The sequence below is a fragment of the Actibacterium sp. MT2.3-13A genome (assembly GCF_018139985.1).
Classification (GTDB): domain Bacteria; phylum Pseudomonadota; class Alphaproteobacteria; order Rhodobacterales; family Rhodobacteraceae; genus JAGSOU01.
Genome location: NZ_JAGSOU010000005.1, coordinates 137,766 through 155,550, shown reverse-complemented (window position 1 = coordinate 155,550; position 17,785 = coordinate 137,766). Strand labels below are relative to the sequence as shown.

General features: G+C 70.1%; 18 protein-coding genes and 2 tRNA genes. 13 read left to right on the top strand and 7 right to left on the bottom strand.

Features of this window, described 5'->3' with window-relative positions; genetic code table 11:
* Positions 1-39: 39 nt before the first annotated feature.
* From KCI33_RS06810 to KCI33_RS06800, 3 genes are all read left to right on the top strand, one after another.
* Positions 40-528 carry an Lrp/AsnC family transcriptional regulator gene (locus tag KCI33_RS06810; protein WP_212524014.1) on the top strand — a complete coding sequence of 163 codons (489 nt, stop codon included), beginning with the start codon at positions 40-42 and terminating at the stop codon, positions 526-528.
* Positions 529-571: 43 nt separating this feature from the next.
* Positions 572-1,111 carry a tetratricopeptide repeat protein gene (locus KCI33_RS06805; RefSeq protein WP_212524013.1) on the top strand — a complete coding sequence of 180 codons (540 nt, stop codon included), beginning with the start codon at positions 572-574 and terminating at the stop codon, positions 1,109-1,111.
* A 47-nt stretch (positions 1,112-1,158) separates the two neighbouring features.
* Positions 1,159-1,243 (top strand) — tRNA-Leu (locus KCI33_RS06800).
* 72 nt (positions 1,244-1,315) lie between these two features.
* Here the strand turns inward: KCI33_RS06800 and metG are convergent.
* From metG to KCI33_RS06785, 3 genes are read right to left on the bottom strand one after another with little or no spacing between them, the layout of a single operon-like run.
* Complete coding sequence (gene metG, locus KCI33_RS06795; RefSeq protein WP_212524012.1) at positions 1,316-3,034, bottom strand: methionine--tRNA ligase; 1,719 nt, start codon at positions 3,032-3,034, stop codon at positions 1,316-1,318.
* Positions 3,035-3,091: 57 nt separating this feature from the next.
* Complete coding sequence (locus KCI33_RS06790) at positions 3,092-4,315, bottom strand: MFS transporter (protein ID WP_212524011.1); 1,224 nt, start codon at positions 4,313-4,315, stop codon at positions 3,092-3,094.
* A gap of 10 nt (positions 4,316-4,325) precedes the next feature.
* A complete protein-coding gene (locus KCI33_RS06785) occupies positions 4,326-4,994 on the bottom strand; it encodes a hypothetical protein (protein WP_249138949.1) in 669 nt (222 codons plus the stop codon).
* A gap of 102 nt (positions 4,995-5,096) precedes the next feature.
* Between KCI33_RS06785 and KCI33_RS06780 the strand changes: the two genes are divergently transcribed.
* The 4 genes from KCI33_RS06780 (at position 5,097) to KCI33_RS06765 (ending at position 9,084) form a co-directional block, all read left to right on the top strand.
* The gene (locus tag KCI33_RS06780; RefSeq protein WP_212524010.1) at positions 5,097-5,531 is read left to right on the top strand and encodes a DsrE family protein; all 435 of its coding nucleotides are present in this window, start codon (positions 5,097-5,099) and stop codon (positions 5,529-5,531) included.
* 63 nt (positions 5,532-5,594) lie between these two features.
* Entirely contained in the window at positions 5,595-6,638 is a 1,044-nt protein-coding gene (locus tag KCI33_RS06775) for an aldo/keto reductase (RefSeq protein ID WP_212524009.1), read from the top strand.
* A 104-nt stretch (positions 6,639-6,742) separates the two neighbouring features.
* Positions 6,743-8,110, top strand: coding sequence for a 3-hydroxyacyl-CoA dehydrogenase NAD-binding domain-containing protein (locus tag KCI33_RS06770; protein WP_212524008.1), 1,368 nt, complete (start codon positions 6,743-6,745; stop codon positions 8,108-8,110).
* Between the two features lie 71 nt (positions 8,111-8,181).
* A complete protein-coding gene (locus KCI33_RS06765) occupies positions 8,182-9,084 on the top strand; it encodes a DMT family transporter (protein ID WP_212524007.1) in 903 nt (300 codons plus the stop codon).
* Positions 9,085-9,139: 55 nt separating this feature from the next.
* Here KCI33_RS06765 and KCI33_RS06760 read toward each other — a convergent pair whose 3' ends face one another.
* Both KCI33_RS06760 and KCI33_RS06755 read right to left on the bottom strand, forming a co-directional pair.
* The gene (locus tag KCI33_RS06760; protein WP_212524006.1) at positions 9,140-9,856 is read right to left on the bottom strand and encodes an NUDIX hydrolase; all 717 of its coding nucleotides are present in this window, start codon (positions 9,854-9,856) and stop codon (positions 9,140-9,142) included.
* The gene (locus tag KCI33_RS06755; RefSeq protein ID WP_212524005.1) at positions 9,817-10,194 is read right to left on the bottom strand and encodes a DUF983 domain-containing protein; all 378 of its coding nucleotides are present in this window, start codon (positions 10,192-10,194) and stop codon (positions 9,817-9,819) included. Before KCI33_RS06755 ends, KCI33_RS06760 begins: the two co-directional genes overlap by 40 nt.
* A gap of 219 nt (positions 10,195-10,413) precedes the next feature.
* On the opposite strand from KCI33_RS06755, the gene KCI33_RS06750 reads away from it, so the two are divergent.
* On the top strand, positions 10,414-11,208 hold the full coding sequence (locus KCI33_RS06750) for an EF-hand domain-containing protein (RefSeq protein WP_212524004.1): 795 nt from the start codon (positions 10,414-10,416) through the stop codon (positions 11,206-11,208).
* A 171-nt stretch (positions 11,209-11,379) separates the two neighbouring features.
* On the opposite strand, the gene KCI33_RS06745 is transcribed toward KCI33_RS06750, so the two are convergent.
* Entirely contained in the window at positions 11,380-12,759 is a 1,380-nt protein-coding gene (locus KCI33_RS06745; protein ID WP_212524003.1) for a diguanylate cyclase, read from the bottom strand.
* Between the two features lie 97 nt (positions 12,760-12,856).
* On the opposite strand from KCI33_RS06745, the gene KCI33_RS06740 reads away from it, so the two are divergent.
* From KCI33_RS06740 to KCI33_RS06720, 5 genes are all read left to right on the top strand, one after another.
* Positions 12,857-13,141: a DUF3572 domain-containing protein gene (locus KCI33_RS06740; RefSeq protein WP_212524056.1), complete on the top strand. Its 285-nt coding sequence runs from the start codon at positions 12,857-12,859 to the stop codon at positions 13,139-13,141.
* 76 nt (positions 13,142-13,217) lie between these two features.
* Positions 13,218-13,928, top strand: a complete 711-nt coding sequence (locus KCI33_RS06735) for an HAD family hydrolase (RefSeq protein ID WP_212524002.1) — start codon at positions 13,218-13,220, stop codon at positions 13,926-13,928.
* An 85-nt stretch (positions 13,929-14,013) separates the two neighbouring features.
* Positions 14,014-15,789 carry a DUF4153 domain-containing protein gene (locus tag KCI33_RS06730; protein ID WP_212524001.1) on the top strand — a complete coding sequence of 592 codons (1,776 nt, stop codon included), beginning with the start codon at positions 14,014-14,016 and terminating at the stop codon, positions 15,787-15,789.
* 66 nt (positions 15,790-15,855) lie between these two features.
* A complete protein-coding gene (locus KCI33_RS06725; protein ID WP_212524000.1) occupies positions 15,856-16,440 on the top strand; it encodes a heme NO-binding domain-containing protein in 585 nt (194 codons plus the stop codon).
* Between the two features lie 11 nt (positions 16,441-16,451).
* The gene (locus tag KCI33_RS06720) at positions 16,452-17,435 is read left to right on the top strand and encodes a GGDEF domain-containing protein (protein WP_212523999.1); all 984 of its coding nucleotides are present in this window, start codon (positions 16,452-16,454) and stop codon (positions 17,433-17,435) included.
* A gap of 275 nt (positions 17,436-17,710) precedes the next feature.
* On the opposite strand, the gene KCI33_RS06715 is transcribed toward KCI33_RS06720, so the two are convergent.
* Positions 17,711-17,785 (bottom strand) — tRNA-Glu (locus KCI33_RS06715).

The following is a 17,785-nucleotide window of genomic DNA, read 5'->3' as shown; positions in this document are numbered from 1 at the left end:
CGGCCAAGTGGACCGCAATAAGGGAGAAAGGAAGTCGATATGACCGAAAACAACCGAAATCTCCCGCAATCAGACCTTTCCGACCTGGACGCGTTCGATCATGCGATTCTGCGGGCGCTGTCCACCGACGGCCGGATGCCGGTGACGGAGCTCGCCCGCCGGATCGGGCTGTCGAAATCGCCCACCCAGGCGCGGCTGAAGCGGCTGGAGCAGGAGGGCTACATCACCGGCTACGCGGCGCTTTTGAACCCGATCCGCCTGGGCCTGGCGCATGTGGCCTTCGTCGAGGTGCGGCTGACCGATACGCGCGAGGCGGCGCTGGCGGCCTTCAACGCGGCGGTGCGGGCGATCCCGGAGGTGGAGCAGTGCCACATGGTTGCCGGCGGCTTCGACTATCTGCTGAAGGTGCGGACCCACGACATGCCCAGCTACCGCGCGGTGATGGCCGAGCGGATCTCGGCGCTGCCCTATCTGGCCAACACCTCGACCTATGTGGCGATGGAGGCGGTCAAGGAAGAGACGTTCTGAAACGTGATTTGACTTCGCGCCGGTGCGGCCCAGACTCTTGCCCATGCGCGCGCTGCTGAGCCTGATCCTGCTTTCCGGCCCCGCCTGGGCCGGGGACTGCCCGCCCGCCCCCGATCACGGGGCGCGGCTGGCGGCGCTGATCGCGGCCGCGCAGGCCGCCGCGACCGAGCCCGAGGCGCGGCGGATCACCGATGACATGTGGGCGCTGTGGACCGACGCGCCCGATGCCCGCGCGCAGGAGCTGCTGAATGCGGGGATGGAGCGGCGCGCCGCCTATGATTTCGCGGGTGCGGCCAGGGCCTTCGACGCGCTGGTGGCCTATTGCCCGGACTATGCCGAGGGCTATAACCAGCGAGCCTTCGTCGCATTTCTGCGGCAGGACTACGCGGCGGCGCTGGAGGATCTGGAGCGCGCCCTAGCGCTCACGCCGGATCACATCCCGGCGCTGGCCGGCAAGGCGCTGACGCTGATGGGGCTGGGGCGCATGGACGAGGGGCAGGCGGTGCTGCGCGCGGCGCTGGCGCTGAACCCCTGGCTGCCGGAACGCGGCCTGCTGATCGCGGCGCCGGGCAAGGATATCTGAACCGCTTTACACCGCGCGCGCGTTGCCTATTGTCGCCCCACAGTGCGGCCCGCGTGGTGGAATGGTAGACACAGGGGACTTAAAATCCCTAGGCATAGCGCCGTGCCGGTTCGAGTCCGGCCGCGGGCACCACTGGGAATTTCCAGCGCCTTTTCAGGGGGATCGGCCCCACGGCCGCGTGGCGTGGGGCCGGATGTCACGCGCTCAGCCGCGGGTGCCGGCGAATTTCGCCTCCCATTCCGCGCGCTCCTCGTCCGCAATTTTGCGGAAGGTCACGTCGGGCACGGTGAAGGCGTGGCCGGCGGGCAGCGCAGCAAGGGCGGCGGGCACGTCGTCGGGCCAGCTGTCGTCGCCGGTCTGCATCGCCGTCATCAGCGCGGCCGAGGCATCGGGGATGAAGGGGCGCGAGAGCACCGCGTAGAGCCGGATCAGGTTCAGCGCCAGGCGCACCTGCGCCGCCGCCGCTTCGGTGTCGGTCTTGAAGGTCGACCAGGGCGCGGCGGATTGCAGGTATTCGTTGCCCGCCACCCAGATCGCGCGCAGCTCGCCCGCAGCCTTGCGGATCTCCATCGCCTCCATGTGACCCTCGTAGGCGCGGATGCGGGTGGTCAGCTCCTCGATCAGGGCCCGTTCCGCAGGGCCGTTCTCGCCGCCCGCGGGGACCTCCTCGCCGAATTTCGAGCGGCAGAACTTGGTCACGCGGGAGACGAAATTGCCCAGCACGTCGGCCAGGTCCTTGTTCACGCTGACCTGGAAATTCTCCCAGGTGAATTCACTGTCGGAATTCTCCGGCGCATGAGACAAAAGCCACCAACGCCAGTAATCGGCCGGCAGGATCTCCAGCGCCTGGTCCATGAACACGCCTCGGCCCTGGCTGGTCGAGAACTGGCCGCCCGCATAATTCAGGTAATTGAAGGACTTGATGTAATCCACCAGCTTCCACGGCTCGCCCGATCCCATGATCGTCGCGGGGAATGAGAGGGTGTGGAAGGGCACGTTGTCCTTGCCCATGAATTGCACATATCGAACATCCCCGGCGCCTTCGTCCTCGCGCCACCAGCGCCGCCAGGCGGCCTCGTCCAGGCCGTGCGCGTCGGCCCATTCGGCGGTGGCGGCGATATATTCGATCGGCGCGTCGAACCAGACGTAGAAGACCTTGCCCTCCATGCCGGGCCAGTCCTCCTCGCCCTTCCTGACCGGCACGCCCCAGTGCAGGTCGCGGGTGATGCCGCGGTCCTGAAGCCCGTCGCCGTCATGCAGCCATTTCTTGGCGATCGAGGTGGTCAGCACCGGCCAGTCGGTCTTGGAATCGATCCAGGCGTCGAGCCGGTCCTTCAGCGCCGACTGGCGCAGGTAGAGATGCTTGGTCTCGCGCACCTCCAGGTCGGTCGAGCCCGAGATCGCGCTGCGCGGGTCGATCAGGTCGGTCGGGTCGAGCTGCTTGGTGCAGTTCTCGCACTGGTCACCGCGGGCCTTGTCGTAGCCACAGTTGGGGCAGGTGCCTTCGATGTAGCGGTCGGGCAGGAAGCGGCCGTCGGCCTTGGAATAGACCTGTTTCTCGGTCACTTCCTCGATATAGCCGTTCTCGGCCAGCTTGCCGGCGAAATGCTGCGTCAGCTTGTGGTTGCGCTGCGACGATGAGCGGCCGAAATGGTCGAAGGACAGGCGGAAGCCGCGGGCCAGTTCCGCCTGCACGTCATGCATGCGCGCGCAGTAATCGGCGACCTCCTCGCCGGTCTTGGCGGCGGCGAGCTCGGCGGGGGTGCCGTGCTCGTCGGTGGCGCAGATGAACATCACCTCGTGGCCCCTCTGGCGCATGTAGCGCGCGAAAAGGTCGGCGGGCAGTTGCGAGCCCACCAGGTTGCCCAGATGCTTGATCCCGTTGATGTAGGGAATTGCCGAGGTGATCAGGATACGTGCCATGCGATTGCCTTGGTGCTGTACTTTGCGGCCCCGTTTAACGCAGGGGCGGGGCGAAGGCTAGCGCCTCTCGCGGCTGCCCTTGGTCAGCCGCCCGATCAGGAACGAGGTGCGCGGGGTGTAGACATAGGGCGTGCGGGGTCCGGTCGAGGGGCGGGCGCGCATCCGCAGCAGCCCCACCACCAGCAGCACCAGGTGACCGGCGGCGATCAGCGCGAACAGCGCGGCCGGGCCGAACCAGTCGATCAGCCGCGCCGCCAGCAGCGGCGAGGCGATGGCCCCCAGCGCAAAGAGGAACATCAGCGCCGCCGACAGCTCCACCCGCTGGTGGCTTTCGGCGAAGTCGTGGGCATGGGCGGCGGCGACCGAATAGATCGGAAAGGTGGTCAGCCCGAACAGCCCTGCAGCCAGCAGCACGCCCCATGTGCCGGTGCCCGCGGTGCCCACGGTCACCGCGCAGGACACCATCGCCGCGCCCGACAGCCAGATCAGCACCCAGCGCCGGTCGTATTTGTCGGCGGCCCAGCCGACGGGATACTGCGCCAGCGCGCCGCCCAGCACATAGGTGGCCAGGAACAGGCCGATCTGGTCGGCGCGCAGCCCTACCTCCTGGCCGTAGATCGGGCCGACCATGCGGAAGGCGGCCGAGGAGAGGCCCGCCACGATCACCGCCGCCGCCCCCAGCGGCGATTTCTCGAAGGCGAGCCGCGGCCGCAGCCGCGGCGCCGAGGGGATCTCGGGCTGGGGGATGCGGGTCAGCGTCAGCGGCAGCAGCGCGGCGCAGCAGATCAGCGCCAGCAGGTTGTAGGAAACATAGGCCGCCGGCTCCAGCACGCCGATCATCAGCTGCGCGACCAGCGCCGCGCCCATGTCCACCAGGCGGTAGATGCTCATCGCGCGGCCGCGGGTCTCGTTGGTCAGCTTGGCCTGAAGCCAGGCCTCGATGATCGTATAGCAGCCCGCCACGCTCATCCCCGAGGCCACGCGCATCCCGGCCCAGGCATAGGGATCGACCAGCATCATATGCGCCAGCAGGCCGATGGCGCCGGCGGCGGTGAAGGCGGCGAAGGCGCGCGAATGGCCGACCGTGCCCATCAGCCGCGGCGCCCACCAGCAGCCGATGAAGAAGCCCACATAATGCGCCGAGCCCAGCGCGCCGACCTCGGCCCGGGTGAAGTCCTGGACCAGTCCCGACAGCGCGTCGAGCGGGCCCACGGCGCCGGTGCTGAGCTGCATCAGGGCGGTGGACATGAAGAGGGCGGCGAAGGAGAGAATCAGTCGCATGGACGCGGGCTTAGCCGAGTTGCGCGGCGGCTGTCAGGTCCGAATGCGACGGATCGGTCGTTTCGGGCGCCGGGTGCAGGGAAAAGGCCGCGCCGTCGTCGTCGCGCACGTGCCAGGCGCGGGGCGGGTCGCTGCGGGCGCGGCGGCGTTCCAGCCGCCATTCGCTCGTCCCGGCGCGGTGGCGGGGCGCGACGTGCCAGCGGCTTTCCACCCCCGCAGCGCCGCCCGCGCCGGGGCTCAGCAGCAGGCCCAGCGGGGCCGTGCCGCCCAGCGCCGCGCCCGCCTCGGCGGCGAGGTGCAGCCGGCGCACCGGGGTCAGGCCGGGCGGCGCGGGCAGATCGGCCACCACCAGCGGCACGGCGGCGCTGCGCAGCACCTCCTCGACGGTCCACAGCAGGTCCTCGGCGCGCTTCGGATGCACGAAATGCAGCCGCCCCGGCGCGATGAAGCGCGTCACCGCGTCGGGGTAAAGCCGGTCGGGGGCCCAGGCGGGCTGCACCCAGAATACCGGCCCCGCGGTCTCGCGCGCCAGCAGCAGCGCCAGCACCCGCCGCGCCGCGCCGCAGATCTCATGCGCGCGGGCGAGCGTGAAGGTCAGCTCGCCCAGCGCGGTCAGGGCCGGGCGGGGGCGGTGCGGGGCGCGACTCAGGATCGGGGCGGTCATGGGGTAAAAATACAAGGTTCGCTTTTTGTTCTCAACGATCAGGGGCAGACAAGACGAAAAAAGAGATGTTAGGCTAACCCTCCGCAGGAGAGGGAACCCTGCGCTAGGGAGGATCTAATGAAGAACGTCATCGCAGCCGCCGCTCTGGCGGCGCTTTCCGCCGTGGGCGCCCATGCCGAGGGCGCCACGCATCACATCGCGATCCATGTCGACCAGAACGATCCGGCCGTCATGAACATGGCGCTGAACAACGTCGCCAATGTCGCCGCCTTCTACAAAAGCCAGGGCGACAGCGCCGTGATCGAGGTGGTTGCCTATGGCCCCGGCCTGAACATGTATGTCGCCGGCAAGAGCCCGGTGGCCGACCGCATCGCCGCCATGTCGCTGGAGGTGGAGGGCCTGTCCTTCGCGGCCTGCGGCAACACGCTGCGCAAGATGAGCGAGAAGGCGGGCCAGGACGTCCAGCTGCTGGAAGAGGCCAAGGTCGTGCCCTCGGGCGTGGTGCGCCTGGTGGAGTTGCAGCAGCAGGGATATTCCTACATCCGGCCGTAACCGGGTCTTGCCCTCGGTCCTGACGTGATTACTGTCTCCCCCCGAACCGTCAGGGGGACAGACATGAAGCACGTTACACTCGGCCGCAGCGAAATCAGCGTTTCCGAGATCTGCCTGGGCTCGATGACCTGGGGCACGCAGAACACGATGGAAGAGGGCCATGCGCAGATCGACATGGCCCTCGACCGCGGGGTCAATTTCATCGACACAGCCGAGATGTATCCGGTCAACCCGGTCTCGGCCGAGACCGCCGGCCGCACCGAGGAGGTCATCGGCGAATGGCTGGCCCGGACCGGCCGGCGCGACGAGGTGGTGATCGCCACCAAGATCACCGGCGAGGGCTCGAACGCGGTGCCCGGCGGTCCCGAGATCAGCCGTGCGCGCATCCTGTCGGCGGTCGAGGGCTCGCTGAGGCGGCTGAAGACCGACGTGATCGACCTTTACCAGTTCCACTGGCCGAACCGCGGCTCCTACCATTTCCGCAAATGCTGGGGCTACGACCCCTCGGGGCAGAACCGCGCCCGGACGATCGAGCACATGAACGAGGCGCTGGAGACGCTGCAGGACCTGGTCGAGGCCGGCAAGATCCGCCATTTCGGCCTGTCCAACGAAACCGCCTGGGGCACCGCGCAATGGCTGCGCATCGCCGAACAGCGCGGCCTGCCGCGGGTGCAGTCGGTGCAGAACGAATATTCGCTGCTCTGCCGGCTCTACGATCTCGACATGGCCGAGTTGGGGGTGAACGAAGACGTCACCCTTCTGGCCTACACGCCGCTGGCGGCGGGCCTTCTGTCGGGCAAATACGCGGGCGACGTGACGCCCGAGGGCACGCGCCGGGCGCTGAACGCCAACCTTGGCGGGCGCATCACCCCGCGGGTGTGGGAGGCGGTCTCGGCCTATCTCGGCATCGCCAACGATCACGGGCTGGACCCGGTGCAGATGGCGATCGCCTTCGTGATGTCGCGGCCCTTCCCGGTGATCCCGATCATCGGCGCGACCTCTCTGGCGCAGCTCGACACCGTGCTGGGCGCGGCCGATCTGACCCTGTCGCAGGAGGTGCTCGACGATATCGAGGCCGCCTACAAGGCGCACCCGATGCCGTTCTGAGGCCGGGTGGCCACGCGGCGCTTGCCCACGCGCCCCATTCCCGCCCAAGCTGGAGCCGGAACGGGCCCGGGCCTTCGGAGCGCGGGGCCAGAGGGGGAAGGCACATGACACGGGCAGCGGCCATCATCGGCGCGGGCGTGATCGGCGCCGGCTGGGCGGCGCGGTTTCTGCTGTCGGGCTGGGATGTGCGGGTTTTCGATACCGATCCCGAGGCGGAGCGCAGGGTGGGCGCGGTGCTGGAAGACGCCCGCCGCGCACTGCCCGGTCTGTCCGACCGGCCCCTGCCGCCCGAGGGCGGGCTGAGCTTTCCCGCCGTCCTGTCCGAGGCCGTCGCGGGCGCCGCCTGGATCCAGGAAAGCCTGCCCGAGCGTCTGGCGCTGAAGCGCAAGGTCTACCAGAAGATCCAGGCGCATTGCCGCGACGGCGCGGTGATCGCCTCCTCCAGCGCGCGGTTCACGCCCGCGGCCCTGCAAGGCTGCGCCACGACGCCGGCGCAGATCCTGGGCGCGCATCCTGTCGACCCGGTCTACCTGCTGCCGCTGGTGGAACTGTCGGTGAGCCCGGCGAACCCGCCCGAGATGGTCGCGCGCGCCGAAGAGGTCTTGCAGGGGCTGGGCATGTTCCCACTGCACGTCACGGCCGAGAGCGAAGACCGGATCGCCGAGCGCCTGGAGGAGGCGCTGTGGCGCGAGGCGCTGGGGCTGGTGCGCGACGGCATCGCCACCCCGCAGCAGATCGATGCGGCGATCCGCATGGGGCCGGGCCTGCGCTGGGCGCAGATGGGCCCGTTCGAGACCCGCGGGATCGCCGCGGACCTGACGTCCGAGCCGTTCGATGAAGTGTCGGAGCCCCTCGCCGCCCCGCCCGATGCGCCGCCCGGGCGCGGGCTGGCGCAGACCCGCGACGCCGCTCTGGTGGCGATGCTGCGGGCGCTGAAATGGGCCGACCGGGGCGCGGGGGCGCATCTGAACCGCGTCGATGGTGCCAGGCCGCTGCCGGAAATCGACATTGCGCGCCCGATCGTGACCTCGGAACATGCGGTGCCGCTCGACTGGACCGATTACAACGGCCACATGACCGAAAGCCGCTATCTGCAGGCCTTTGCGGACGCCACCGACCGTTTCATGGAGATCATCGGCGTCGACGCCGAATACCTCGCCTCGGGCGGCAGCTTCTTCACGGTCGAGACCCATATCCGCCACCTGATGGAGGTACATGCAGGCGCGGCCCTGCGGGTGGAGACGCTGTGCCTGGGCGCGGAGGGCAAGAGGATGCACCTCTTCCACCAGATACACTCCGGCGACACGCTGCTGGCTACGGGCGAGCACATGCTGCTGCATGTCAGCCTGAAGACCCGCCGCGCCGCGCCCCCCGCGCCGCATGTGGCCGGCAGGCTGGCCGAGATCGCGGCGGCCCACGCGGCGCTGCCGCGGCCCCGTGGCGTGGGCCGGGCGGTGGGGCAGGGGCACTGATTCCAGCCGGGCCGCGCGCGCAGGCCATTGTCCAGGCTCGACAATTGCCCCGCTCCGTGCAGAGTGGCGGCATGACATTGTGGATCCCCATAACCATCGCCGCGGCCTTCGTGCAAAACCTGCGCTTCATGCTGCAAAGGCATCTCAAGGCCACGCGGCTGTCGACCGCAGGGGCCACGTTTGCCCGCTTCGTCTATTCCGCGCCGCTGGTGGCGGCGATGGTGGCGGCCTATCTGGGCGCGACCGGGCAGGCGCTGCCGGTGCCGGGGGCGGCGTTCTGGGCCTTCGCGCTGAGCGGGGCGCTGACCCAGATCCTGGCCACGCTCTGCGTGGTGGCGCTGTTTTCCGAGCGCAACTTCGCGGTCGGCATCACCTTCAAGAAGACCGAGGTGCTGCAGACCGCGCTGGTCGGGCTGGTGGTGCTGGGCGAGGGGGTCTCGGGGCCGGGGCTGATGGCGATCCTGGTGGGCTTCGCCGGCGTGGTGCTGCTGTCGGACCCGCCGGGCGGCGGGGGCGCGTGGCACCGGCGCATCCTCAACCGCGCGGCGGGGCTGGGGCTGCTGTCGGGGGTGCTGTTCGCGGTCTCGGCCACCGGCTATCGCGGCGCGTCGCTGGCGCTGGGGCTCGACGACGTGTTCCTGCGCGCGGCCTTCACGCTGGCGGTGGTGACGGCGAGCCAGAGTGCCGCCATGGCGCTGTGGCTGGGCTGGCGCGAGCCGGGCGAGATCGGCCGGGTGCTGGCGAGCTGGCGCGTGGCGGGGCTGGTCGGGATCACCTCGATGCTGGGGTCGCTGGGCTGGTTCCTGGCCTTCACCCTGCAAAAGGCGGCCTATGTGAAGGCGCTGGGCCAGATCGAGTTGCTGTTCAGCTTTGCCGCCACGGTCTTCGTGTTCCGCGAGAAGACCTCGGGGCGCGAATTGCTGGCGATGGGGCTCTTGAGCGCCAGCATCGTTCTGCTGATCCTGACCCTCTGAGCGCGGCGTCCGGCTGCGCGGGAGGGATCTTGAGTATTTTCGCCAAGAAGAAGGCTCAGGTCAGGCGCAGGAATTCGGAGCGCGCGCCGGCGTTGTTGAAGAACGGCACCGAGCGCGGCGGCAGGCCGGTCTTCAGCAGGCCGGCGACCTCGGCCAGAACGACCTCGGTGATGAAGGGCAGGTTGAAGTGGCGCACCTCGTCGAGCGGAATCCATTGCAGGCAGGAAAGCTCGTCCTCGGCGCGCGAGAAATCGTCGAGATCGCCGGTCACCGCCTCGGCCTCGACCAAGAAGAAGCGCGCGTCGAAGCGGCGCGGGCGGCCCGGCGGGGTGATGGCGCGGAAGATGAAGTGGAAGCCCTCGGGCGAGGGCAGGTGGCCGGTGCGGGCGAAGCCGCGCCAGCCTTTCGGCGCCTCCATGGGCCAGTCGCCCGGGCGGCCGAGCAGGAGGCCGGTTTCCTCCCACACCTCACGGATGCCGGCGGCGATGATGGCAGGGGCAAGCGCCGGGTCGGCCATGGCGCGTAGGCGGGTGTCGCAATCGGAGTTGAGCGGGCAGGCCAGCGGCACCGTGGCGTCGACCGCGTCCACCGCGCCGCCGGGAAAGACGAACTTGTTGGGCATGAAGGCGGCGGAGGCGCCGCGCTGGCCCATCAGGACCCGCGGCGTGGTGGACGCGTCGCGCAGCATGATCACCGTCGCGGCATCGCGGAGCGCGGATTTGTCCGTCTCGGTCAGCTCTGGCCCCCGAAGCCGTGCATGCGTTTCGCCCATTGCAGTGCCACCAATGCCCCCTTCAGTCGGGGCAGAAGGTAGAGCGAAAGCGCGACGCAGCCAACCGTGAAGATCGCCGCGAGGACCAGCGGGTCGGGGCGGAAGGCGGTGAAGGTCCACAGGATGATGGGGGCCATCAGGTGGCCGACGATCAGGATCGTCAGATAGGCGGGGCCGTCGTCGGCGCGGTGGTGACAGAGCTCTTCGTGGCAGACGGGGCAGGTGTCGCGCACCTTCAGATAGCCGCTGAGCATCGGTCCCGCGCCGCAATTGGGGCAGCGTCGCCGCCAGCCGCGCATCAGCGCAGGCCGCATCGGCCGTTCCATCACCTCGTCCATGATCTTCCCTTGTACCTGTTTTCCGGTGGCGCACCCCTCCATGCGCCGTGGCCACTCTAACAGGTTATTGGCGGGCTCACAGGGGGCGGGATGTCCATGCGGCGGGATGTCGCGAAAGTGACACGGGTGGCGACCGAAATCGTGTCATGCTGCGTGATGCGTGCAGGGCGCAAGGCAAATGCCTTGCGCTGCAACAGACCAGACTCAGGAGGGAATGACATGACACGCAAGTTCTTTCTCGGTGGATTTCCGGCGTTGGCCCTTGGCGCGGCGCTGGTGGCGGGCGCGGTGCCGGCGGCGGCGCAGGGCATGCAGCAGGGCCGCATGGGCGGCTACGGCCCGGGGCCGATGGCGTTCGGGGGACTGGACGCAGACGGCGACGGCAAGGTGACGCTGGAGGAATACCGCGCCGCCGCCGAGGCCCGGTTTGCGGCGATGGACGCGGACGGCGACGGCGCGCTGGGCAGCGACGAACTGGGCATGGGGCGCGGCTGGGACCGCGACGACGATGACGACGATGATGACGATGACCGGCGCCGCCGCGCCGATGACCGGCGCGGTGGCTTCGGCGCCGGCTACGGCTATGGCTGTGGCTTTGGCCCCGGCGATGGTCACGAGTTCGGGCACTGGCACGGGCACGGCTATGGCTTTGGCCCGGGATTTGGTTGCGGCGACGATCATGGCTACGGCCATATGGGGCCGATGATGGGCCATATGGGACCGATGATGCACGGCTTCCCCTACGGCGGCTGGCAGGGCGGACCGTTCTGGGAGGAAGGCCGCGGCGAAGGCCCGCGCGGCGGGATGTCTGAAGACCGCGCGGAGGCCATGATCGAGATGCGCGATCAGAACGGCGACGGCCTGCTGAGCGCCGAGGAGCTGACGGCCGCGCCCGGCAGGGGCTGGCTGTTCGACCGGATGGATGCCGATGGCGACGGCGCGATCAGCAAGGAGGAGTTCGAGGCCGCCCGGGACGCCTTCGGGCCGATGCGTGGCCGGGCCGGCCGTCCGTAAGCGCGGTGACAGATCTCTCGTCCCCAGGGGCGGCCTGGGGGACGGGAGATTGCAGTTGCGCGGCGAAACCGCCAGGGCCGAGCAGGGGGGACACGGCCCTCGGCCCGAAAAGCGAGGGCTCGGACGAGGCGCTTTTGGTGCTCTACGCCAACGGGGACGCGCCGCCGCCCCTCACGCCGCCGGGCAGCTGACCGTCACCTTGTTGCGCCCCTCCGCCTTGGCGGCGTAGAGCGCGCGGTCGGCGCGGGCGAGCAGCGCGTCGACGCAGCCCGCCCCGTCCTCGGACAGCGCGAGCCCGATGCTGGCGCTGACCGACAGCGCCCCGGCGCCGCCGGGCAGCGGCACCGGCGTGGCGTTGATGCGCGCGCGCAGCCGCTCGGCGGTGGCGGCGGCCTCGTCCAGGGCGGTGTCGGGCAGCACCACGAGGAATTCCTCGCCGCCGATGCGCGCGGTCAGGTCGACGGCGCGCAGGTTGGCGGTCAGCCGCTGCGCCATCGCCGCCAGCACCGCGTCGCCTGCGGCGTGGCCGTGGAGGTCGTTGATCGCCTTGAACCGGTCGAGGTCGATCAGCAGCACCGCGAAAGGCCGCCCCGAGGCGCGTGCGCGTTCGGCGATGCGGGCCAGATGCGGCAGTGCGTAGCGGCGGTTGAACAGCCCCGTCAGCGGATCGGTCACCGCCAGCCGCAGCCCGTCCTTGACCGAGGCGCGCAGCCGGTCGGCCTGTTGCTTTCGGGCCAGCTGGGTGGACAGGCGCAGGGCCATCTCTTCGGGGTCGAAGGGCGCGGTGACCAGGTCGCTGGCGCCGAGGTCCAGCGCCATCGCCGCGGCTTCGCGCGCACCGTCGTCGACCACCATCACCACCGCCGCGTGCCGGGTGGCCGCGCGGGCGCGAAGGTCCGACAGCAGGCTGAGCCCGGCGCGCGGACGGTCCAGATCGGCGGCGATGGCATAGACGTCGGGGGCCTTGACGGCCTCGGGCCGGGCCAGCGCGGCGTTCCGGCTCAGCACCTCCAGACGGGCGCCGGGCAGGTGCGGCTGCAGGGCGGTCTTCCAGCCCAGCGCCAGTTCGCGGCGCTGCGCCACCAGCGCGATCCGCCCCGGTATGGCGAAGCCCTGCGGCGCCTCGTGAAACCCCAGCGCGCGGCGGGTGCCGTCGTGCAGCGCCAGTTCCTGCGCGGTCTCACGCGCCCGCAGCAGCGAGCGGACGCGGGCCAGCAGGATCACGTCGTCGAGCGGCTTGGACAGGAAATCGTCCGCCCCGGCCTTCAGCGCGCGCATCTTCGCGGCCGAGTCGCGCTGGGCGGTGATCATTATCACCGGGATCCCGGCGGTGGCGGGATCGGCGCGCAGCTGCCGGCACACCGCGATCCCGTCCATGTCGGGCATCACCAGGTCCATCAGGATCAGATCCGGTCGCTCGGCCCGCGCCAGGTCCAGCGCGCGGCGCCCGCCCTCGGCCTGCAGCACCTCGTAGCAGGCCTCGGAAAGCTTGACCTTCATGACGATGCGGTTGGTCGCGACGTCATCCGCGACGAGGATACGCCCGGGCATCGTGTCGCCTCCCTAGCCGGTGCCTTCGATTTCGTGTTTTCGCGTTGAGCTTTGCCGCAGAAGGGTTAACAAACCCTTTCAGAGGCCGCGCGGAGGGCTGCAAATGACACAGGATCAGGCGGAAACGCTGGCGTTGCAGGCGCTGGGCTGGCTGGCGGCCAATGATGAGTTGCTGCCGGTGTTCCTGGGCGCCAGCGGCGCGGCGCTGGAGGATCTCCGGGCGCGGGCGGACGAGCCGGGCTTCCTGCTGTCGGTGCTGGAGTTCCTGACCATGGACGACGCCTGGGTGATGGCCTTCTGCGACGCCCATGCGCTGCCCTATACCGCGCCGATGCAGGCGTGTCAGGCGCTGCCGGGCGGCGCGCAGACCCACTGGACCTGAGCCGCGGCCGGGCTTGCCGTTGCGGCGGGGCACGATCCGGCCCATATCGGGACCGGACCCACGCGGCGGAGAGACCATGCAGCAGATCACCGGCATCCTGTTCGACAAGGACGGCACGCTTTTCGATTTCCAGGCGACCTGGGGCGCCTGGGCGCAGAGCTTCCTGACGGAGATCGCAGGGGGCGAGACGGCGCGCGCCGCCGAGCTGGGCGCCGCGATCGGCTATGGCTTCGAGGCCGGGCTCTTCGCGCCCGACAGCCCGGTGATCGCCGGCACCCCCGACGAGGCGGCCGAGCTGCTGCTGCCGCTGTTGCCTGGCACCGACCCCGCCGCGCTGATCGCGCGGATGAATGACGCAGCCGCCCGCGCGCCGATGCGCGAGGCCGCGCCTCTGGCCGCGCTGATGACGCGCCTCGCCGGGATGGGGCTGAAGCTGGGCGTCGCCACCAACGACGCCGAGGCGCCGGCGCGCGCCCATCTGGCCGCCGCCGGGGTCGATGCGCACTTCGATTTCATCGCCGGCTGCGACTCGGGTTTCGGGGCCAAGCCCGCGCCGGGGCAGCTGCTGGCTTTCGCGGAGGTGACCGGGCTGGCGCCGGCCTCGGTGCTGATGGTGGGCGACAGTCGCCACGACCTCGCCGCCGGGCGCGCCGCGGGCATGGGCACGGTGGCGGTGCTGACCGGCCCGGCGCGGGCCGGGGACCTCGCCGATCTCGCCGACGCGGTGCTGCCCGACATCGGGCATCTGCCCGAATACCTCCGTCACCTGCGCGGGCGCGGAGGCTGAGCGGACGGAGGGCGGCGCGCTCAACTCCGCTCTGGAAGGCCCCCACGCCACCGGATAGGCTGTCGCTCTAAACGGGGAGGCAGCCATGAACAGGACAGAGCAGACCGAAGCCCTCGGGCGGCTTTCGATGGCGCTGGTGGGGGCGCTGGCGGGGCTGGCGATGTGGATGCTGTCCGACGTGCTGCCCGACCTTCTGACCGAGGCGCCGCGGCTCTACCTGTTCCTCTCGGCCCTGGCCTGGGTGCTGTTTTCGGCCTGGCTGGCCATGGCCGGCCCACTCAGCCTGGCGGTGGCCGGGGCGCTGGCGGCGGCGCTGGCCCTGCCGGCGGCGGGGCTGCTGGCCTGGGCCAGCCTGCGCTTCGACACCACCGCGGCCTTTTTCCAGACCGGGCATCCGCTGGTGTCCTTCGGGCTGCTGAGCGCCGTGCCGCTGCCCTTCGTCATCGCGTGGAAGCGCGCGGGGCAGTGGAACAGCTATCCGCAGCTGTTCCAGCAATCGTGGAATATCGTGGTGCGCTATGCCGCGGCCTGGCTGTTCGTGGGGACGGTCTGGGCGGTGCTGACCCTGTCGGATGCCCTGCTGAAGCTGGTGGGCATCGACGTGATCGAATGGCTGCTGGAGCAGGAGGTCGTGCCCTATCTTCTGACCGGCGTGACGCTCGGTCTGGCGCTGGCGGTGGTCAATGAGCTGAGCGACTACGTCTCGCCCTATCTGGTGTTGCGCCTGCTGCGGCTGCTGCTGCCGGTGGTTCTGGCGGTGGTGCTGGTCTTTCTCGCGGCGCTGCCGATGCGGGGGCTGTCCAATCTCTTTGGCGAATTCTCGGCCGCGGCGACACTGCTGGCCATGGCGATGGGCGCGCTGACGCTGGTGACGACCGCGCTCGATGCCGATGACGAGGCAGCGGTGCAGAGCGGCGCGATGAGGCTGGCCGCGCAGGTGCTGGCGCTGCTGGTGCCGGCGCTGGCGGTGCTGGCGGGCGAGGCGATCCGGATGCGCGTCGTGCAATACGGGTGGTCGCCCGACCGGCTGGCGGCGGCGACGCTGGCCGCGGTGGTGCTGGGCTATGGCCTAGCCTATGCGCTGGCCGTGCTGCGGCGGCGCAACTGGGCTGCGCGCATCCGGCAGGCCAATATCGTGATGGCGCTGGCGGTGATCGCGCTGGCGCTGGCCTGGCTGACGCCGCTGATCGACCCCCAGAAGCTGGCCACCGCCCATCAGGTGGCCCGGTTCCGGGCGGGCGCGGTCGGGGCCAGGCAACTCGACCTGTGGACCATCGGGCGCGAATGGGGCCGGGCCGGGCGCGCCGGGCTCGACCGGCTGGCCGCGCTGAGCGACCACCCCGAGGCCGCGCTGCTGGCCGAGCGTCTGGCCGCGCTGGACGAGGCCCCCACCCGCTACGCCTTCGAGCGGCAGACCGCCGAGGCCGACAGCGCCGCGCTGATCGCCGCGCTGCGCGCGAAGCTGCCGGTGCGGCCCGAGGGCGCCGCGCTGCCCGAGGGGCTGCTGGAGGGCCTGCGCAGCTGGGAGTTGGAGGAGCTTTCGCGCGCCTGCGGCCGCAGCACGCCGGGCGGCAATCCCGGCTGCGTTCTGCTGCGCGTCGAGTTGTCGGACGCGACCCCCGGCGACGAGGCGGTGCTGGTCACCGGCAGCGACCGCGGCGGCCCGGTCCTGCGCGGCTATTTCGCCGAGGAGGGCGGGGCGGGCCTGGTCATGCGCGTTCCCGAGGTCCTCGCCAGCGCCGGCGGGCTCCGCACCGGCGCGGCGGTGGTCGATGACCTGATCGCGGGCGAGTTCAGCCTGCGTCCGGTCGCGATCAATGCGCTGGTCTTCGAGGGCGGAGAGCTGTTCTTCGGCCGCTGAGCGGTTGGGGATTTGTTAATCGCCCCCCGATACCCTGCCGCGAACCCGCAGGCAGGAGCGCACGCCATGCACGGTCTCATCAACCGTTCGATACAGGCCTTCGTGCAGGAAACCTGCGGCCAGGAGGCCTGGCTGGCGGTGGCCGCGCAGGCGGGCATCGGCCCCGAGGGGTTCGAGCCGCTGCTGCCCTATGACGACGCGCTGACCGAGGCCATGCTGGCGGCGATCGCGCGGCTGCGGGACCGGCCCCGAGAGGCGGTCCTCGAAGAGATCGGCGGTTTCCTCGTGGTGCACCCGAGGTTTGGGATGCTGCGCCGGCTGCTGCGCTTCGGCGGCGAGACATTCGTCGATTTCCTGCGCTCTCTGGACGAGGTCGAGGGCCGGATGCGGATTGTGCTGCCCGAACTGGAAAGCCCGCGGCTGGAGCTGCGGCAGATCGGCGACAACGCCTTTCGGTTGACCTGCTGCTGGTGCCTTCCCGGCGGCTGCCACGTTGTTTCCGGCGCGCTGCGTGCGATGGCCGAGGATTACGGCGCGCGGGTCCTGGTCGAACCTCTGGGCGAGCAGGAGGACGGCGCCAGCGTGCTGGAAATCGAGGTGCTAAAGGGCCGCGCGGCCGGCGGCCGGAACTTCAAGCTGGCCGCGCCGTGACCGAGGTGCCGATGCCCGACACATACGCCCTGAACGCGGCCGCGCTCGACAAGCTGCTGCCGATGCATGTGATCGTCGATCCCGAGCGCCGGATCCGCCATGCCGGCCCGACGCTGATCCGGATGCGCACGGCCGGGGCGCTGCTGAACCGGCTTTTTTTCGACGTGTTCGCGATCGATTGCCCCGGCGGGGTGGCCATGCTCAAGGGGCGGCCCTGCCCGTGCAAGGGGCGCATGCGCCTCGCCTTCCGCGCGCCGCCCCACACCGCGTTGAGGGGGCAGGCCCTCGCCCTGGACGGGGGCGCGGGCGTCATCGTGAACCTGTCCTTCGGGATCGCCGTCGTCGATGCGGTGGCGGAGTATGGCCTGACCGTGGGCGATTTCGCGGTCACCGATCTGGCGGTGGATTTGCTCTACCTCTCCGAGGCGAAATCGGCGGTGACGGCTGAGTTGCGCAGGCTCAACCAGCGCCTGCAGGGCGCCCGGATCGCGGCCGAGGAACAGGCCTGCACCGACACGCTGACCGGGCTGAAGAACCGCCGTGCCCTGGATGACGTCCTGTCCCGGCTGATCTGCGCGCGGCAGCCCTTCGGGCTGATGCATCTGGACCTCGACCATTTCAAGACCGTCAACGACCGGCTGGGGCACGCGGCCGGCGATCGCGCCCTCATCCACGCCGCGCATGTGTTGCTGTCCGAAACCCGCGAGCGGGACGTGGTGGCGCGGGTCGGCGGCGACGAATTCGTGCTCGTCTTCGACGGGCTGACGGACCCCGGCACGCTGGAGCGGATCGCGGGGCGCATCATCGAGCGGCTGCAGGAGCCGATCGCCTGCGCCGACGGAACCTGCAGGATCTCTGCCAGCATCGGGGCCGCGCTGTCCGCGCAATATGCGCAGCCCGATCCGGACACCATTCTGCGCGATGCCGACCGGGCGCTCTACCGCTCCAAGCGCGCGGGGCGCGCGCGGGCCAGTTTCGCGCGTCCCGCACCCTAGCGCGGGGAACGGGGGCAAAATGAAAACGAAGGAGGTATATCCGCTGCCGCGGGTGTGCCGCGGCCGGGGCCGACTGTTCGGCGCGCGTTTCCGGAAATCCGGTTCGGTGGGTGAGCCGGCACTGCGGAGGCAGCTGGAACCGGCCAGGGCAATGGAAAAAGGGAGAGACGCCACTGGAGCGCAAATGACAGCCCTGCGGCTATCATCGCGGCGGCTGTAAGGTTGGGCGAGGTCGCTGCCAACCTTCTGATATTGCGTGCAAACTTTGGGAAAAGTGGCAGCCCGTAGGGGAATCGAACCCCTCTTTCCAGGTTGAAAACCTGGCGTCCTAACCGATAGACGAACGGGCC